Here is a 16292-nt window from a genome sequence, read left to right as displayed (position 1 = left end):
CATTACCGGTGCGAGCGGGGCGATCTACGGCATCCGGCTGACAGAGACCCTGCTGTCCCTCGGTTATACAGTACATCTGGTTGTCAGTAATGCAGGCTGGCGTGTCTTCAAGGAAGAGCTGGGTTATGCCGTAACTGACCGGGAAGGACTGCTGAATGAGCAGTTCGGCAGCTATCCCGGTTCTCTTCTGTATCACCCGGTACAGGATATAGGCGCTTCGATTGCCAGCGGCTCCTTCCGGACAGAGGGGATGATTATTATGCCCTGCTCGATGGGAACACTGTCTGCTGTAGCACATGGCAGCTCGGACAATCTGATGACACGGGCAGCGGATGTCATGCTGAAGGAGGGCCGTCCGCTCGTTCTGGTACCCCGGGAGACACCGCTGCATGCGATTCACCTGGAGAATATGCTGAAGCTGTCGCGGATGGGCGTCAAGCTGATTCCGGCAATGCCGGCGTTCTATTACGGTCCTGCCACCATGGATGATCTGGTCAATTTCATGGTGGGCAAGGTGCTCGACAGCTTCGGGATTGAGCATACTTTATTTCGCAGATGGGGGGATGAAGGGTGACAGACCTGGAACACACCGTCATCGGCAAAATCAGCTATACCAATTCATGGCCGGTCTATCATTATTTCGATCCCTCTTCTTTAAGCTTTCCTGCTGAAATGGTGAGTGAGGTGCCTGCTGTGCTTAACCGGGGCATGGCAGCAGGAGATATTCATGTTGGGGCTTTATCCTCCTTTGCTTATGCAGCGGCCAGCGACCGGCTGCTGCTGCTGCCCGGTCTGTCCGTCAGCGCGGACGGTCCGGTGAGGTCAATATTTCTTTTCTCCAAAAAGCCGTTACAGCAGCTTGGCAGCGGAACGATAGCCGTGACGAATACTTCGGCTACCTCGGTCAATCTGCTGAAGATCCTGATGCACAAGGCCTTAGGCACTAGTCCGGAGTACATTAGCAGCGATCCCGATCTGAACACTATGATGCAGCAGGCGGATGCCGGCCTCCTGATCGGAGACCATGCCATCCGCGCCTCCTGGCAGGATCAGGGCTATGAAGTGACGGATCTGGGCGGGCTGTGGAAGGAATGGACGGGCCACAGTATGACCTTTGCTGTGTGGGCGGTCAACCGCAGGGCTGCAGCCCTGAATCCTGAGGCCATTGCCGAGATTGCTGAAGCCTTCGAGCGGAGCAAGAGACGCGGCCTGAATGAGCTGGGACCGGTAATTCACGAAGCCTGCTGCACGATCGGGGGCACGGCCTCCTATTGGAGAGATTACTTCCGTAATTTATGTTATGACTTTGGGGAAAGGCAGCAGGAAGGTCTGAACCTCTATTTCCGCTATGCCTATGAAATGGGCCTGCTGCCGCAGGAAGTGAAGATGGAGCTTTGGAGCCACAATCTGCTGACACGGGTGAAAGAATGAAGCGACTGCAAATATTCGGCTTGCTGAACAAAGATATGGATCAGATTGAGAAAGAGCTGTACCGCAGTGTCCAGGGGGATGATGACCTGCTGAGCGAGACCTCGCTGCATCTGCTGAGAGCTGGGGGCAAGCGGCTCCGGCCGGTATTCGTTCTGATGGGCGGCAAATTCGGGACCTATGATCTCGATAAGCTGAAGCGCGTCGCGATTCCGCTGGAGCTGATTCACAGCGCCTCACTGGTCCACGATGATGTCATTGACGATGCGGAGCTCCGGCGGGGAGAGCCTACCGTCAAGGCGAAATGGGGCGACAAGATCGCCATGTACACCGGCGACTATATTTATGCCAAGGCACTCGTGATGACTTCAGGGCTGAAAAATCCCCTGATTCATCAGATTCTCTCCAAAGCCATGGTAGAAATGTCCATCGGAGAGATGGAGCAGATCCGCGACTTCTTCAACAGCGGACAGAGCGTGCGCCATTATCTGCGGAGAATCCGCCGTAAGACAGCGCTGCTGATTGCCGTCAGCTGTCAGCTTGGCGCTCTGGCTGCAGATGCGGAGCCGGGAACTGCCAGGCTCCTCTATAATTACGGATATAACGTTGGGATGGCGTTTCAAATCCGTGATGATCTGCTCGATCTCTCCGGAACGGAGAAGCAAATTGGCAAGCCGCCCGGAAGCGATATGCGGCAGGGGAATATCACTCTGCCTGTCATCTACAGTCTGCAGGATGAGCGGCTCCGCGGCCGCCTGCTGGAAGAGCTTGAAGCGATTCGTGAAGGGAACAGAGGGGTCGGACGCGCTATTGATCTGATTCTCTCCGGCGACGGGATTTCCCGTGCGGAGGAGCTGGCTTCCCGCTATATCGCCAAGGCGCTGGATGCGCTGGAGCAGCTGCCAAGCAACCGGACCAAGCGCAATTTGCGCGATATCGCCTTTTTCGTAACAGGCCGGGCTTATTGAAAATATAAGAAATTATCTGCAAATTTACGTTCACAGATGCCGGGGTTTCTGATAATATCAGACCATAAACAGCCCATTCATTTAGAATAAGGGAAATTGGAGAGTGACTCTATGGAACAAACGTATCTGATGATCAAACCGGATGGTGTACAGCGCGGACTAATCGGACGCATCGTCGCCCGCCTGGAAGACAAGGGATTCAAGCTGGTCGCTGCCAAGCTGATTACCGTTACTGAGGAGCAGGCCAAGAAGCATTATGCGGAGCATGACGGCAAGGATTTTTTCCCGGAGCTGGTAAGCTTCATTACCTCCGGCCCTGTGTTCGCCATGGTGTGGGAAGGCGATGATGTCATCGCATTATCCCGTCTCCTGATCGGCAAAACCAAAGTCGGTGAGGCCCTGCCAGGCACCATCCGCGGGGATTATGCCAGCCATACTCCGCTTAATCTGATCCACGGATCGGACTCACCGGACAGTGCAGCACGTGAGATCGCCAATTTCTTCGCTCCGGATGAGCTGGCACAGTATCATAAAGACATCGCGGCCTGGATGTAAGCATCCGGGCAGGAGACAGGAGATTATTATGGCTGAACGTGAAGAATCCTCATTAACCCCGGACCCTGATTACACCGGATTTATTCATAATATCAAACAAAGCACAGGCATTGACCTTGCGCAGTATAAGGAAGCACAGATGAAGCGGCGGCTGACGACGCTCCGTATGAAGAACGGCTACAATACCTTTAACGAGTTCTATGCGGCAATGATGAAGGACAAGGCTCTGTTCTATGAGTTCCTGGACCGCATGACCATCAATGTCTCCGAATTCTGGCGGAATCCGAACCGCTGGGAAGTGCTGAGGGATGTGATTCTGCCGGATCTTCAGCGCTCCGGCCGCAGACTGAAGCTATGGAGTGCCGCCTGTTCAACGGGAGAAGAGCCTTATACGCTGGCGATGATTCTCTCGGACAAGAATATTCTGGCCCAGACCGGTATTCTGGCTACAGATATTGATGACGGGGCGCTGGCCAAAGCGAAGCAGGGGATCTATCTGGAGCGCTCCTTGAAGGATGTGCCCAAAGATGTGGCAGACCGGTATTTTACACCGGAAGGCCCGGTCTTCAAGGTCAGTGAAGGACTAAAGAAGAATATCGATTTCCGCAAGCAGAATCTGCTGCTGGATAAATTCGACGAAGGCTTCGATCTGATTATCTGCCGCAATGTCATGATCTACTTCACCGAAGAAGCCAAGAATAAGCTGTATCACAAATTTTCGGCCAGTCTGCGGCCCGGGGGTTATCTGTTCGTGGGCAGCACGGAGCAGATCTTCACACCGGCGCAGTATGGCTTCGAGTCGACCGAAACCTTCTTTTACCGCAAGAAATAGCCGTAGTCTGCTGGAGTCTCCCTTGGTGCAGGGTATACTTTAGGCGCTTTTCAGTGATACTGGGAAGTAGGAAGAAACCTAACGCCAAGTGAAAGGTCGTTAACCCAGATGGACAAAAGCAAGGTCATCACCGCCTACCGGCGGGGGTTCCTCACCGTCCGCGAATGCGGGCAGATTCTCGGCATCGAGGAGCTGCAGCTCCAGAGCCTGCTTACTGCGGAAGAGGGCAGAACCGGCGGCCGCCTTCCGGCACCAGGCAGCGACAGTCTGGAGACAGGCTCCTGAACGGGGGAGCACAGCAGCGCCGCTTCTACTCGAAAGAGCAGGAGCGGCGCTTGTTTTGTTCAAATATAAGCGGAGGGCCGGGCTATTGCTTTCTTGTCAAAGCGGAGAGCCTATACTATAATAAGCAAAGACATTTAACATTTTAGCGGTTTACAGTCCAAAAGTGTGAAGGGGGAACGCAGCATGAGTTTACGCTATTTAACAGCGGGGGAGACGCACGGCCCCCAGCTTACAGCCATTATTGAGGGATTGCCCAGTAATTTGACACTTGACTTTGAAGAGCTTAATTTCCAGCTGCACCGGAGACAGAAGGGCTACGGCCGCGGACGCCGGATGCAGATTGAGAAGGATACTGCCCAGATTGCCGGCGGTGTACGCCACGGCTATACTACCGGAGCTCCTGTAGCGCTCATTGTGGAGAACAAGGACTGGACACACTGGAAGAACATTATGAATATTGAGCCGATTCCGGGCAGTGACGAAGAGAAGCGCCGGGTGAACCGTCCGCGTCCCGGTCATGCGGACCTGAACGGCGGACTTAAGTATAACCATACCGATCTGCGTAACGTGCTCGAGCGCTCCAGCGCCCGTGAGACGGCAGCAAGAGTAGCTGTAGGCGCGGTTGCCCGTCAGCTGCTTGCAGCCTTCGGAGTGAAGATTGCCGGACAAGTCATCCGGATCGGAGAGATTGAAGCACCTGCTAACGATCTGCCTATCGATGAGCTGATTGCCCGGACTGAAGAATCCTCTGTGCGGGTAGTGGACAAGGAGACGGAGCAGAAGATGGAGGCTTACATAGACAAGATCAAGGAAGAAGGCGACTCCATCGGCGGGATTGTGGAATGTATTGTCGAAGGTCTGCCTATTGGCCTTGGCAGTTATGTACAGTCCGACCGCAAGCTGGATGGTGCCATCGCCGGAGCCGTGATGTCGATCAATGCCTTCAAGGGCGTGGAGATCGGGATCGGCTTCGAAGCCGGGAAACTGCGCGGCTCACAGGTCCATGACGAGATTATGTATGAAGCCTCGAAAGGGTACTTCCGGGCGAGCAACCGGCTGGGCGGGTTCGAAGGCGGAATGACCAATGGAATGCCGGTGGTCGTCAGAGGGGTAATGAAGCCGATCCCGACGTTGTACAAACCGCTGCAGAGTGTGGATATCGACACGAAGGAGCCGTTCACAGCCCAGGTGGAGCGCTCAGACGCCTGTGCCGTTCCGGCAGCTTGTGTCGTACTGGAGAGTGTAGTAGCCTGGGAGATTGCCAAGGCGTTCCTGGATAAATTCGGCGGTGACTCTCTGGAAGAGATCCGCGCGAACTACAATAATTACCTGGCTCAGCTGGAGAGCTACTAAGATGCGCAGCATTACTGTTGACTTAGGGGAACGTTCTTATCCGATTTATATCGGCAGCGGTCTGCTGCAGAGTATCGGCGAACGCTGCACCGAAGCCGGATTCGCACAGCGCAGCCCGCTGCTGGTGGTCAGTGATACCGAAGTAGCGCCGCGTTATCTCGAGCAGGTGGAGACTTCCCTCCGCAGCAGCGGATATACGGTGGTCAGCCATGTCATTCAGGCGGGTGAAGCTTCGAAGTCACTAGCCGTCTATGAAGAAGTCATTACCACAGCCATTCAAGGCGGTCTGGACCGCAGCTCAGCCGTGCTGGCGCTTGGCGGGGGAGTCGTTGGCGATCTGGCCGGCTTCGTTGCTGCATCTTATATGCGGGGAATCGGGTTCATGCAGATTCCAACGACCATTCTCGCCCATGACAGCAGTGTAGGCGGCAAGGTGGCCGTTAACCATCCGCTGGCCAAGAATATGCTGGGCGCCTTTTATCAGCCGTCTATGGTGTTATATGATCTGGACACCTTAGCTACGCTTCCACCCCGGCAGGTCGCTTCAGGCCTGGCTGAGGTGGTCAAGCACGGGCTGATTCTGGACCGTGAGTTCGCTTACTGGTGCCAGGAGCATGCGGACAAGCTGCTGGCACTGGACCCCGAGGCGCTGGGATATGCGCTGGAACGCGGCTGTGCCATCAAGGCGGAGGTAATCGGCGGTGATGAACGGGAGCATGGACAGCGTGCGATTCTGAATCTGGGGCATACCATCGGACATGCCATTGAAGCTGTCGGCGGCTATGGCACCTTCCTGCATGGAGAGGCGATTGCGATCGGGATGGCCGGATCTGCTTTGCTCGCAGCGAAGCTGGGCCGGGACAGACAGATCTACGAGGACACAGTGTCCATGCTCACCGCCTTGTCGCTGCCCACCCGGCTTCCTTCGCAGTACAGCGGGGAAGAGCTGATGGAAGCGATGATGCATGACAAAAAATTCAAGGAAGGCCGAATGACTTTTATCGTGCCGGAGGCCATTGGTGAAGTAAGTATCATCAGTGATGTGCAGGCAAGCGATGTCTCAGAAGTCATAGCCCAGCTTAAGAAGGAGGGGAGCCCATGGTGAACCGGGGCATACGCGGTGCAACGACCGTAACCCAGAATGAAGAGACGGAAATTTTACGTGAAACGGTGATCCTGCTGAGGGAAATTGTGGAGCGCAATGATGTGATCGCAGAGGATATCTGCAGTGTGTGGATTACGATGACTGCTGATCTGGATGCAACCTTCCCGGCACGGGCGATCCGTGAGATCGAAGGCTGGGAGATGGTTCCGCTGATGTGTTCCGTGGAGATCCCTGTGAAGGGCAGCCTGCCGAATTGCATCCGCCTGATGGTGCAGGTGAACACCGACAAATCCCAGCGCGATATCCGTCATGTGTATCTGAATGAAGCCCAGCGGCTTCGCCCGGATCTCTCACAGAGCAAGTAATAAATTATAGCCCGCGGGGTTGTCAATGACTACCGTCATCATGTATAGTGAAGTTAGCCGAGTAAAGCAGAGTTTAGAATGAGTTGAGTAGAGTATAGTTGAGCTGAGTGTAGGACCTATTGCAGAGCAGACCCTTGATTGTCAGTGTTCTTTTTTGGTATACCTGTATAGCCGTAACTTATGATGAGTTGCATCTGCGCTATCCCTGTATCCATGGAGGAATCTCTAGCATTCGATTGGGTTCATGCCGGTCCGAGGCGCTAATTCACATACTGACTATCAACAAACCTCTACTCCGGTAGAGGTTTTTCTGTATTTCGGACAATATCCGTTATCCCCTAGGAGGTTACCCAAGTGACGAATCCGAGCATTGAAGAAGTGGTGTCGCTGTCGCGCGAATACAATCTGATCCCGGTCGTAACAAGATTGCTGGCTGATATGGAAACGCCGATCCGGCTGTTCCAGCGGTTTGCAGAGCAGGATCGCGCATTTTTGCTGGAGAGTGTAGAGGGCGGCATTCAATGGGCGCGTTATTCTTTTATCGGCAGTGATCCGTTCCTGATGATCTCCGGCAAAAAGGGGAAGATCCAGGTGGAGGTCGGCGGCGAGAAAAAACAGCTGTCCGGCAAACCTGTCGAGGAGCTGAAAGCGCTGCTCCGTTCCTACCGCAGTCCCAAACTGGAAGGTATGCCGCCGTTTACGGGCGGAGCCATCGGATTCTTCGGCTATGATCTGCTGCAGTATTATGAGAAGCTGTCCGCACATGCGGTAGATGACCTGAATATGGATGACATCCGCTTTATGTTCTGTGACCGCATTATCGTCTTCGATCATGTGAAGCAGCAGATCCTGCTGGTGGGTAATCTTCATATCAAGGATGGAGATACGGATTCGGATATCCGGGCGGGCTACGAGGAACTGAGCAATCGCTTAGTGAGTCTGGCAGAGGAGCTGCAAAAGGAAGGCCCGAAGGAGAACGTCAACCGCCGCAGCATTCCGCAGGATATCGAGCTGGGAGAGATTCACTCGAATCTCACCAAGGAGCAGTATATAAGTAACGTAGAGCAGGCCAAAGAATACATCCGTGCCGGTGATATCTTCCAGGTGGTGCTGTCACAGCGGATGCATATCGAGACCGAGGTCTCTCCGCTGCATGTGTACCGGATGCTGCGCATCCTGAACCCATCCCCTTATATGTATTATCTGAAAATGGATGAGGAGATCATCGTCGGCACCTCGCCGGAAGCGCTGGTCAAGGTGGACGGCGGACGGGTGGAGACCCGGCCGATTGCCGGAACCCGGCCGCGCGGAGCGAGCGCGGCAGAGGATCATCAGCTCGCCGCAGAGCTGCTGGAGGACGAGAAGGAACGTGCGGAGCATCTCATGCTGGTCGACCTGGGCCGCAATGATCTCGGCCGGGTCTCGAAATTCGGCAGCGTGAAATGCAATACATTTATGGAGATCGAGAAGTACTCGCATGTCATGCATCTGGTCTCGAATGTGACCGGAACGCTGGCCGAGGATAAGGATTTCTTCGATGCCTTCCTTTCCTGCCTTCCGGCAGGTACGGTATCAGGAGCGCCGAAGCTGCGGGCGATGGAGATTATTGCCGAGCTGGAGCGGGAAGCCCGCGGGGCTTATGCCGGAGCGATCGGCTATCTCGGCTTCTCCGGGAATATGGATTCCTGCATCACGATCCGTACGATTATCTTCCGCAAAGGCCGCGCTTATGTGCAGGCCGGAGCAGGAATCGTCTGGGATTCTGTGCCGGAGAAGGAATATGAGGAGACAGTGAACAAGGCCAAGGGAATGCTGAAAGCAATCCGAATGGCGGAAGCGATGTTCCCTGCTGAAATGAAGGAGAAGCAGGTCATTAACCAGGATTATATGTATGAATATACCCCGTGAACCGGGAATTAGCAGAGACGAGATCAGAAGAGCAGAGAATGCTCCATAAAACTTAAAAATTTTAGGAGGACATGAACTATGGACGCAAGCCAGTTACTACAATCAGGAATTGCCGGTTTAATCGAGGGAAAGGATCTTACCCGTACGCAGGCCCGCGAGATTATGGGCACGATTATGGAAGGTGCAGCTTCACCCGCACAGATCGGATCGCTGTTGACCGCGCTGCGGATCAAAGGCGAGACCGTTGAAGAAATCACCGGCTTCGCCGAGGCGATGCGCGGTTTCGGCACACAGGTGCTTACCGAGCGGAGCCAGCTGCTGGATACCTGCGGCACGGGCGGCTCCGGTATTCATAAATTCAATATCTCCACAGCTTCAGCGATTATCTCTTCCGCTGCTTCTGTAAGAGTTGCGAAGCATGGCAACCGTTCGGCGTCCGGGAGAGCGGGCAGTGCAGATGTGCTGGAAGCGCTCGGTGTCAATATTCATCTGAATGCAGAGCAGGCGCGGCAATGTCTGGACAGTATCGGCATCTGCTTCCTGTTCGCTCAAATCTATCATCCGTCCATGAAGCATGCCGCTGCTCCCCGCCGTGAGCTGGGTGTACGGACGGTCTTCAATATGCTGGGCCCGCTGACCAATCCGGCCGGAGCAGACCGGCAGCTGATGGGCATTTATGACCGCAATAAGACAGAGACGGTTGCCAAGGTCCTGGGTGAGCTCGGCTCCAAGCGGGCGATGATTGTGAGCAGCCTGGACGGCCTGGATGAGATCAGCATCTCGGCACCGACGCAGGTCTCCGAGCTGAAGCAGGGCGTAGTCACCACCTACGAAATTACACCGCAGGAGCTTGGCCTCAGCCAGCATCCGCTGGAGGACGTCATGGGCGGCGATGCTGCTGAGAATGCGGCGATTATCACTACAGTGCTGGAGGGTAATATCAATCCGTACCGTGATATCGTACTGGCGAATGCCGGGGCCTGCATCTATGTCGCCGGTCTGGCGGATACACTTAAGGAAGGCGTGGACCGTGCCAGAGAGGTTGTGGATTCAGGGGCGGCCCTGCGCAAGCTGGAACAGTTAAAAGCGATGACAAAGGAGCTTGATTATGTATCTTGACCGGATTGTTGCCACGAAAGTGAAAGAGGTAGAAGCGTTAAGCCAGCAATTCTCGCTCGCCGCGGCGGAGCGCTCCATTGCCGCATTGCCTGCTACCAGAGGCTTCCGCAGCGCTCTGACTGAACGCCGGAACCGGGAGATGGGGCTGATCGCCGAGGTGAAGAAGGCCTCGCCGTCCAAGGGGCTGATCCGGGCCGATTTTGATCCGGTGACGATTGCCCGGGGCTATGAAGCGGCAGGAGCCGATTGCCTGTCCGTGCTGACGGACAAGGATTATTTTCAGGGCAGCGGCGTGTATCTGCAGCAGGTAAGAGAGGCGGTGAAGCTTCCGCTGCTGCGCAAGGACTTCATCATCGATGAGAAGCAGATCTACGAGGCCCGCCTGCTTGGCGCGGATGCGATTCTGCTGATTGCGGCCATTCTGACCCCGCAGCAGCTCGCAGGGTTCACCGACTCCGCTGCCGCGCTTGGACTCGATATCCTGATTGAGGTCCATGACCGCACTGAACTGGAGACGGTATTGTCTACGGGTAAGGCTGAACATCCCGGGGTTCTGCTGGGCATCAATAACCGGAATCTCAAGACGTTCGAAACCTCACTCTCCGCTACGGAGGAGCTGGCAGCTTTGCTGCCTGCCGGTCTTCCGGTAATCAGCGAGAGCGGGATTACCGGGCCGGAGGATATTGCGTATCTCCGCAAGACACGGGCAACCGGTGTACTGGTCGGAGAATACCTGATGCGCCAGCCGGATGTAGAGCAGGCGGTACATCAGCTGCTCGGTCCGCTTCCTGCCGGGAAGGATCGTGTGCATCGTGACTGAACCTCTCGTAAAAATCTGTGGACTTCAGGGCGTTGAAGTGCTAAAATCTATGAATAGTTTGCCGCTCGATTATGTGGGCCTGGTGTTTGCGCCCAGCCGCCGCAGGGTTACTGCTGATGTGGCTGCGGAGCTGATTGCAGAGCTGGGCAACTGGAAGTCTGAGCCTGCGCCCCGACCGGTGGGCGTATTCGTTAACCCCGGCCTTTCCGAGCTGGCAGAGCTGCTGAGAACTGTACCGCTGGATGTTGTGCAGCTTCATGGACAAGAGAGTCCACAGTTCTGTGCGGAGGTCAAGGCGGCTTTTCCCCAGGTTAAGGTCTGGAAGGCCCTTTCGGTAGCCGGACGTAATCCTGAAGCAGGGGATGAGGTTCAGCCTCTGCTGGACAGCTATGCGGGCACCATTGATGCTCTGCTGCTGGACACCTATGATCCGCAGGAGCGCGGCGGTACGGGCCGTACATTTGATTGGGAGCAGATTCCCTTATACCAGCAAGCGGCGGCGAAGCATGCGCTGCCTTTATTTATAGCCGGAGGCTTGCATCCGGACAATGTGAACGAGCTGCTGGACGGCTACGCTCCTTATGGCGTGGATGTCTCCAGCGGAGTTGAGAGTAACGGCAGTAAGGACATTGCCAAAATGACAGCTTTCGTAGAAAGGGTGAAGCAATCATGATACAAGTACCGGACAAAAATGGACGTTTTGGTTCTTTTGGAGGCCGCTTCGTTCCTGAGACCTTGATGACTGCACTGATCGAGCTGGAAGAGGCTTACAATAAATTTTCGGCAGACCCGGCCTTTCAGGAGGAAATAGATTATCTGCTCAAGCAGTATTCGGGCCGCGAGACCCCGCTGTATTATGCAGAGCGGCTAAGCAAGGAGCTTGGCGAGGCCAAAATCTATCTGAAGCGGGAGGACCTCAATCATACAGGCGCCCACAAGATCAACAACGCTATCGGACAAGGCATCCTGGCCAAAATGATGGGTAAAACCAAGGTGATTGCCGAAACCGGCGCAGGCCAGCACGGAGTAGCGACAGCTACGGTAGCCGCCTTGCTCGGTATGGAATGCAAGGTGTTCATGGGTGAAGAGGATACCCGCCGCCAGGCGCTGAATGTCTTCCGCATGAAGCTGCTCGGGGCAGAGGTTATTCCGGTGACATCCGGCTCAAGAACGCTGAAGGATGCCGGGAATGAGGCGCTCCGCTACTGGGTGAGCAATGTGGAAGATACGTTCTATGTGCTTGGCTCTGCGGTTGGTCCCCATCCGTATCCGATGATGGTCCGCAACTTCCAGCGGATTATCGGGGATGAGACCCGCCGCCAGATTCTGGAGGCGGAAGGGCGCCTGCCGGATTTGCTGGTTGCCGCAGTAGGCGGAGGCAGCAATGCTATCGGCATGTTCTATCCGTTCATGGAGGATGAGCAGGTGGCGATGATTGGTGTTGAAGCCGCCGGTAAAGGCGTAGACACTCCGTTCCATGCAGCAACCATGAGCAAGGGAAGCCATGGCGTGTTCCAGGGCTCGCTGAGCTATCTGCTGCAGGATGAGCATGGACAGGTCATCGAGGCCCATTCCATATCGGCCGGACTCGATTATCCGGGCGTGGGGCCTGAGCATTCCTATCTCAAGGACATTCACCGTGCCCAGTATGTGCCGGTGACCGATGCGGAAGCGCTGGATGCGCTGAAGCTGCTCTGCGTGACGGAAGGGATTATTCCCGCTCTGGAATCAGCTCATGCCATTGCCCATGTGGTCAAGCTTGGCAAGACACTGACCAAGGATGATATTGTGGTGATCTGCCTGTCAGGACGCGGCGACAAAGATGTGGAATCCATTATGGCTTATACGGAAGGGGCGGAGCAGCAATGACAACCGAAACGACGAACCGGATGGACCTGACGTTTAACCGGCTGAAGGCGGAAGGCCGTACTGCCCTTATTCCGTTCTTAACCGTAGGCGATCCTGATCTTGAGACGACGCTGGATATTATTGCCGAGCTGGAGGCAGCGGGAGCGGATATTCTGGAGCTGGGCGTTCCTTACTCCGATCCGCTGGCCGACGGTCCGGTCATCCAGCGGGCGTCTGCAAGAGCGCTGCGCAGCAAGGTTCATCTGCGCACCTGCATGGAGACGGCGCTGAAGGCCCGGCAGGCAGGCAGTGAACTGCCGTTCATCCTGTTCACGTATTACAATCCGGTGATGCAGCTGGGGCTGGATACGTTTTTTGCGGAGCTGAATGCCCATGAGATCAGCGGGCTGATCATCCCTGACGTGCCGGTGGAGGAATCGGAGGACCTGCGTGCACGCAGCCGTGCCGCCGGAGTGAATCTTATTCCGCTCGTGGCTCCGACCTCCAGCGAACGGATTGCCCGGATCGTATCCGGCGCGAGCGGCTTCGTCTATTGCGTATCCTCGCTCGGTGTAACCGGGGAGCGCTCAAGCTTCCACAGCGGAGTAGATGAGTTCATTGCGTCCGTCCGCCGGTCAACGGACCTGCCTGTTGCTGTAGGATTCGGGATCTCCACTGGAGAACAGGTATCCCGTTTTGCGAAGATCTGTGATGGTGTAGTAGTCGGAAGCGCCATTGTCCGCAAGGTGGAGGAGGTTATTCCTCTGCTGTCCCAGCCGCAGACGAGAAGCGCCGGACTGTTGCAAATTCGTGAATTTGTGGCACAATTAAGACCTAATTAATATTTGGAGAGCGAGGATCACCCATGAATCCAAAACCGAATATCGTTGACCTTCCTGTCTACAAGCCGGGGAAGCCGATTGAAGAAGTCAAGAAGGAGCTGGGCTTAAGCGAAGTCATTAAGCTGGCATCCAACGAGAACCCTTACGGGGCTGCACCAAGTGCGAAGGCCGCTATTGTAGCGGAGCTGGATAATCTCTTTTTATACCCGGACGGCTCTGCCGCAGAGCTGACAGCGACGCTGGCTAAGCATCTGGGCGTTACGGGTGAGCGTATTATTTTCGGATGCGGATCTGATGAGATTATTGCTCTGATTGCCCGTGCCTTCTTCCTGCCCGGTGACGAGACGATTATGGCCGATCAGACCTTCTCCGTATATAAGAGCAATGCGGATATCGAAGGGGCTATAACTATAGAAGTCCCGCTTAAAGACGGAACGCATGATCTGGATGCAATGCTGGCGAAGATTACAGACCGGACCAAGATCGTCTGGATCTGTAATCCCAACAATCCAACCGGTACCATTGTGCCCGAGGACGCCCTGATTTCGTTCCTGGATGCAGTACCTGCCAGCGTGATGGTAGTCCTGGATGAAGCCTATTACGAATATGTAACGGATCTCAGCTACACCGACGGCATTAAGCTGATCGACAAATACCCTAATCTGGTAGTCCTTCGTACCTTCTCCAAGATCTATGGTCTTGCGGCGCTCCGTATCGGCTATGGTGTGGCCAGCAGCCAGGTAATCTCCCTGATTAATCAGGTGCGCGAGCCGTTCAATACGACCCGCCTGGCTCAGGTGGCGGCGGTGGCAGCACTCTCCGATCAGGAATATGTGCAGCAGTGCCGTGCGCTTAACAGTGCAGGGATTGTGCAGCTTGAGGCGGAATTCGCGCGTCTCGGGCTTACGTCGTTCCCGGCTCACGGGAACTTCATTATGGTGGATGTACGCAAGCCGGCTGCTGAAGTCTTCGATACGCTGCTGCGTCAGGGAATCATCGTCAGAACAGGCTTCCACCGGTATCCGACCTACCTGCGGGTGACCATCGGCTCCGCCGAGCAGAACACAGCCTTCGTAGCTGCCCTGGAGCAGGTGCTGAAGGAGCAGGAAGTTCGCGCATAACCGTGAGGGCTCAGCAGCTGGATTGACGATACCACAGAAGGCAGGTAGTACTAAGAAGATGACGACAAAAATAGCAATTTTCGGTGTCGGCCTGATCGGCGGCTCACTGGCCCTTTGCTTCAAAGGCAAGGAGGGTCTGACCGTTGTGGGCCATGCCCACCGCCCTGAATCTGCTGCTAAATATGTGAGCAGAGGTGTGGTTGATCAAGCTACATTATCACTTGAGGAAGCTGCACTGGATGCGGATTATATTTTTCTGTGTGTGCCGGTAGGCATGCTTGAGGACTATCTTCAGCGGTTAAGCAAGCTGCCGCTGAAGCCGGGCTGTATTATTACGGATGTCGGCAGCACCAAGGCCAGCATCGCGGAGTGTGCCCTTACACTGGATATTCCTGGTGTACATTTCATCGGAGGCCATCCTATGGCCGGATCGGAGCGTTCAGGCGTAGAGGCAGCCTCCTCCTTACTGTTTGAGAATGCGTATTACGTGCTTACACCTCCGCCTGGCGTGCCGGAAGCTGCCTACCAGGCTCTGGAATCGCTCCTGCTGCATACGAGAGCGCAGATAGTCCGGCTTGATCCGGAGCGCCACGATGAGATTGTTGGAGCGATCAGCCATCTGCCGCATATTATTGCGGTAGCCCTGGTGAATCAGATTCATGCATACGACCATTCGGACTCGTTGTACAGCACGCTGGCTGCGGGGGGCTTCCGTGATATTACCCGCATTGCTTCGAGCGATCCGATCATCTGGCGCGATATTCTGCTGAATAACCGCTCTGTGATGCTGCGGCTGCTGAAGGATTGGAACGATGAGGTGTCCTCGTTCATCCATCTGCTGGAGAGCGGGGATGGCGCAGGGATCGAGTCGGCCTTCCAGGAGGCGAATCAATTCCGCAGCCAGCTTCCTGAGCGGCGCAAGGGAATGATCACTCCGCTGTTCGATTTGCATATTGATGTTCCCGATCACCCCGGCATTATCGGCCGGATTGCTACGGAGCTGGGCGACCAGGGCATCAACCTTAGCAACGTGCAGATTATTGAGAGTCGCGAGGATGTTCCCGGGATCATGCGCTTGTCCTTCCGCCAGGAGAACGATATGGAGCGGGCCAGAATTCTGCTGCAGGAGAATGATTATACCGTATATATGTAAAAGCAGAGCCGGGGCCGGATGCCCCGGCTCTTATTTATTAATTAGAGGAAATTAAACTGCTGTCAGATGGTGCCCAGGCTGCGGCAGTAAACAAGCGGCCACTAAATACCCAAATGTTCGTAAAAATGGACAAAAAAAAGACCGCTTACATAATAAGCGGTTACAGTTCACAATTTCTTGGAACCGTGTAGTGTTTGGATAGGAGTGGAGAGAAACCATACTGTACTTTTATTATATGTATCCGTTTACATATTGTCAACACTTTATTTAAAGAAAAAAAGACCGCTTTCATCGGACTGTCTGCGCATCTCTCAAAGTCTATTAATTTCCTCCCGTTAGAAACTATGCTATACTGGGTTAAGTATGTTTATAGATTCCTTCCAAGTATAGGTAACCGCTTGCTGAACAAGTGGAGACGGGCTGTGTTGTCCTGTGAGGAGAATGCTGCCATTCTTCTGTCTTACAAAAGGAATTGAAGGTTGGAAGCCTTAAATAACGGTAAGTTGAATATACATAGGAAGATTGGATTTTTGTGCTGCAAAAAATGAAGGTATGCCGCAACTTTTTGTTACCTGCCCGGTATAAGTAGA

Annotated in this window: 17 protein-coding genes; all 17 read left to right on the top strand. The window is 54.7% G+C overall.

Annotated features, from left to right (window positions below; genetic code table 11):
• The first annotated feature begins 22 nt into the window (after window positions 1-22).
• Window positions 23-574 (top strand): UbiX family flavin prenyltransferase, encoded by a 552-nt coding sequence (locus MKY86_RS19160; protein WP_425355098.1) that lies wholly within the window; start codon window positions 23-25, stop codon window positions 572-574.
• Window positions 571-1431 (top strand): menaquinone biosynthetic enzyme MqnA/MqnD family protein, encoded by an 861-nt coding sequence (locus MKY86_RS19155; RefSeq protein ID WP_076079175.1) that lies wholly within the window; start codon window positions 571-573, stop codon window positions 1429-1431. Before MKY86_RS19160 ends, MKY86_RS19155 begins: the two co-directional genes overlap by 4 nt.
• Window positions 1428-2396, top strand: a complete 969-nt coding sequence (locus tag MKY86_RS19150; RefSeq protein ID WP_076079176.1) for a polyprenyl synthetase family protein — start codon at window positions 1428-1430, stop codon at window positions 2394-2396. The genes MKY86_RS19155 and MKY86_RS19150 overlap by 4 nt, the downstream gene beginning before the upstream one ends.
• 111 nt (window positions 2397-2507) lie before the next feature.
• On the top strand, window positions 2508-2951 hold the full coding sequence (gene ndk, locus MKY86_RS19145) for a nucleoside-diphosphate kinase (protein WP_036727303.1): 444 nt from the start codon (window positions 2508-2510) through the stop codon (window positions 2949-2951).
• 28 nt (window positions 2952-2979) lie between these two features.
• Window positions 2980-3783 carry a CheR family methyltransferase gene (locus tag MKY86_RS19140; protein WP_036727302.1) on the top strand — a complete coding sequence of 268 codons (804 nt, stop codon included), beginning with the start codon at window positions 2980-2982 and terminating at the stop codon, window positions 3781-3783.
• A gap of 108 nt (window positions 3784-3891) precedes the next feature.
• Window positions 3892-4068 (top strand): hypothetical protein, encoded by a 177-nt coding sequence (locus tag MKY86_RS19135; protein WP_179090429.1) that lies wholly within the window; start codon window positions 3892-3894, stop codon window positions 4066-4068.
• A gap of 183 nt (window positions 4069-4251) precedes the next feature.
• Window positions 4252-5421, top strand: coding sequence for a chorismate synthase (gene aroC / locus MKY86_RS19130; RefSeq protein WP_076079177.1), 1170 nt, complete (start codon window positions 4252-4254; stop codon window positions 5419-5421).
• 1 nt (window position 5422) lies between these two features.
• A complete protein-coding gene (gene aroB, locus MKY86_RS19125; RefSeq protein ID WP_076079178.1) occupies window positions 5423-6526 on the top strand; it encodes a 3-dehydroquinate synthase in 1104 nt (367 codons plus the stop codon).
• Entirely contained in the window at window positions 6520-6891 is a 372-nt protein-coding gene (gene aroH / locus MKY86_RS19120) for a chorismate mutase (protein ID WP_076079179.1), read from the top strand. The genes aroB and aroH overlap by 7 nt, the downstream gene beginning before the upstream one ends.
• Before the next feature lie 354 nt (window positions 6892-7245).
• The gene (gene trpE / locus MKY86_RS19115) at window positions 7246-8799 is read left to right on the top strand and encodes an anthranilate synthase component I (RefSeq protein WP_076079180.1); all 1554 of its coding nucleotides are present in this window, start codon (window positions 7246-7248) and stop codon (window positions 8797-8799) included.
• A gap of 78 nt (window positions 8800-8877) precedes the next feature.
• Window positions 8878-9918 (top strand): anthranilate phosphoribosyltransferase, encoded by a 1041-nt coding sequence (gene trpD, locus MKY86_RS19110; RefSeq protein WP_036727291.1) that lies wholly within the window; start codon window positions 8878-8880, stop codon window positions 9916-9918.
• Window positions 9908-10738 carry an indole-3-glycerol phosphate synthase TrpC gene (gene trpC / locus MKY86_RS19105; protein ID WP_076079181.1) on the top strand — a complete coding sequence of 277 codons (831 nt, stop codon included), beginning with the start codon at window positions 9908-9910 and terminating at the stop codon, window positions 10736-10738. The genes trpD and trpC overlap by 11 nt, the downstream gene beginning before the upstream one ends.
• The gene (locus tag MKY86_RS19100; protein WP_076079182.1) at window positions 10731-11411 is read left to right on the top strand and encodes a phosphoribosylanthranilate isomerase; all 681 of its coding nucleotides are present in this window, start codon (window positions 10731-10733) and stop codon (window positions 11409-11411) included. The genes trpC and MKY86_RS19100 overlap by 8 nt, the downstream gene beginning before the upstream one ends.
• A complete protein-coding gene (gene trpB / locus MKY86_RS19095) occupies window positions 11408-12607 on the top strand; it encodes a tryptophan synthase subunit beta (RefSeq protein ID WP_076079183.1) in 1200 nt (399 codons plus the stop codon). The genes MKY86_RS19100 and trpB overlap by 4 nt, the downstream gene beginning before the upstream one ends.
• On the top strand, window positions 12604-13428 hold the full coding sequence (gene trpA, locus MKY86_RS19090; protein WP_036727283.1) for a tryptophan synthase subunit alpha: 825 nt from the start codon (window positions 12604-12606) through the stop codon (window positions 13426-13428). The genes trpB and trpA overlap by 4 nt, the downstream gene beginning before the upstream one ends.
• Before the next feature lie 23 nt (window positions 13429-13451).
• A complete protein-coding gene (hisC, locus tag MKY86_RS19085) occupies window positions 13452-14549 on the top strand; it encodes a histidinol-phosphate transaminase (protein WP_076079184.1) in 1098 nt (365 codons plus the stop codon).
• Between the two features lie 58 nt (window positions 14550-14607).
• Window positions 14608-15702: a prephenate dehydrogenase gene (locus tag MKY86_RS19080; RefSeq protein ID WP_076079185.1), complete on the top strand. Its 1095-nt coding sequence runs from the start codon at window positions 14608-14610 to the stop codon at window positions 15700-15702.
• Window positions 15703-16292 lie beyond the last annotated feature (590 nt).

It is taken from the genome of Paenibacillus sp. FSL R7-0333 (assembly GCF_038000365.1).
GTDB classification, from domain to species: Bacteria; Bacillota; Bacilli; order Paenibacillales; family Paenibacillaceae; genus Paenibacillus_AQ; species Paenibacillus_AQ silagei.
Note: the sequence above shows the minus strand (reverse complement) of the source record. Positions and strands in the feature narration are given on the sequence as shown.

Coding starts and splice junctions, on each gene's coding strand:
- MKY86_RS19150 (WP_076079176.1), top strand. CDS start 1,428: ATGAAGCGACTGCAAATATTCGGCTTGCTGAACAAAGATATGGATCAG.
- ndk (WP_036727303.1), top strand. CDS start 2,508: ATGGAACAAACGTATCTGATGATCAAACCGGATGGTGTACAGCGCGGA.
- MKY86_RS19140 (WP_036727302.1), top strand. CDS start 2,980: ATGGCTGAACGTGAAGAATCCTCATTAACCCCGGACCCTGATTACACC.
- MKY86_RS19135 (WP_179090429.1), top strand. CDS start 3,892: ATGGACAAAAGCAAGGTCATCACCGCCTACCGGCGGGGGTTCCTCACC.
- aroC (WP_076079177.1), top strand. CDS start 4,252: ATGAGTTTACGCTATTTAACAGCGGGGGAGACGCACGGCCCCCAGCTT.
- aroB (WP_076079178.1), top strand. CDS start 5,423: ATGCGCAGCATTACTGTTGACTTAGGGGAACGTTCTTATCCGATTTAT.
- aroH (WP_076079179.1), top strand. CDS start 6,520: ATGGTGAACCGGGGCATACGCGGTGCAACGACCGTAACCCAGAATGAA.
- trpD (WP_036727291.1), top strand. CDS start 8,878: ATGGACGCAAGCCAGTTACTACAATCAGGAATTGCCGGTTTAATCGAG.
- trpC (WP_076079181.1), top strand. CDS start 9,908: ATGTATCTTGACCGGATTGTTGCCACGAAAGTGAAAGAGGTAGAAGCG.
- trpB (WP_076079183.1), top strand. CDS start 11,408: ATGATACAAGTACCGGACAAAAATGGACGTTTTGGTTCTTTTGGAGGC.
- trpA (WP_036727283.1), top strand. CDS start 12,604: ATGACAACCGAAACGACGAACCGGATGGACCTGACGTTTAACCGGCTG.
- hisC (WP_076079184.1), top strand. CDS start 13,452: ATGAATCCAAAACCGAATATCGTTGACCTTCCTGTCTACAAGCCGGGG.
- MKY86_RS19080 (WP_076079185.1), top strand. CDS start 14,608: ATGACGACAAAAATAGCAATTTTCGGTGTCGGCCTGATCGGCGGCTCA.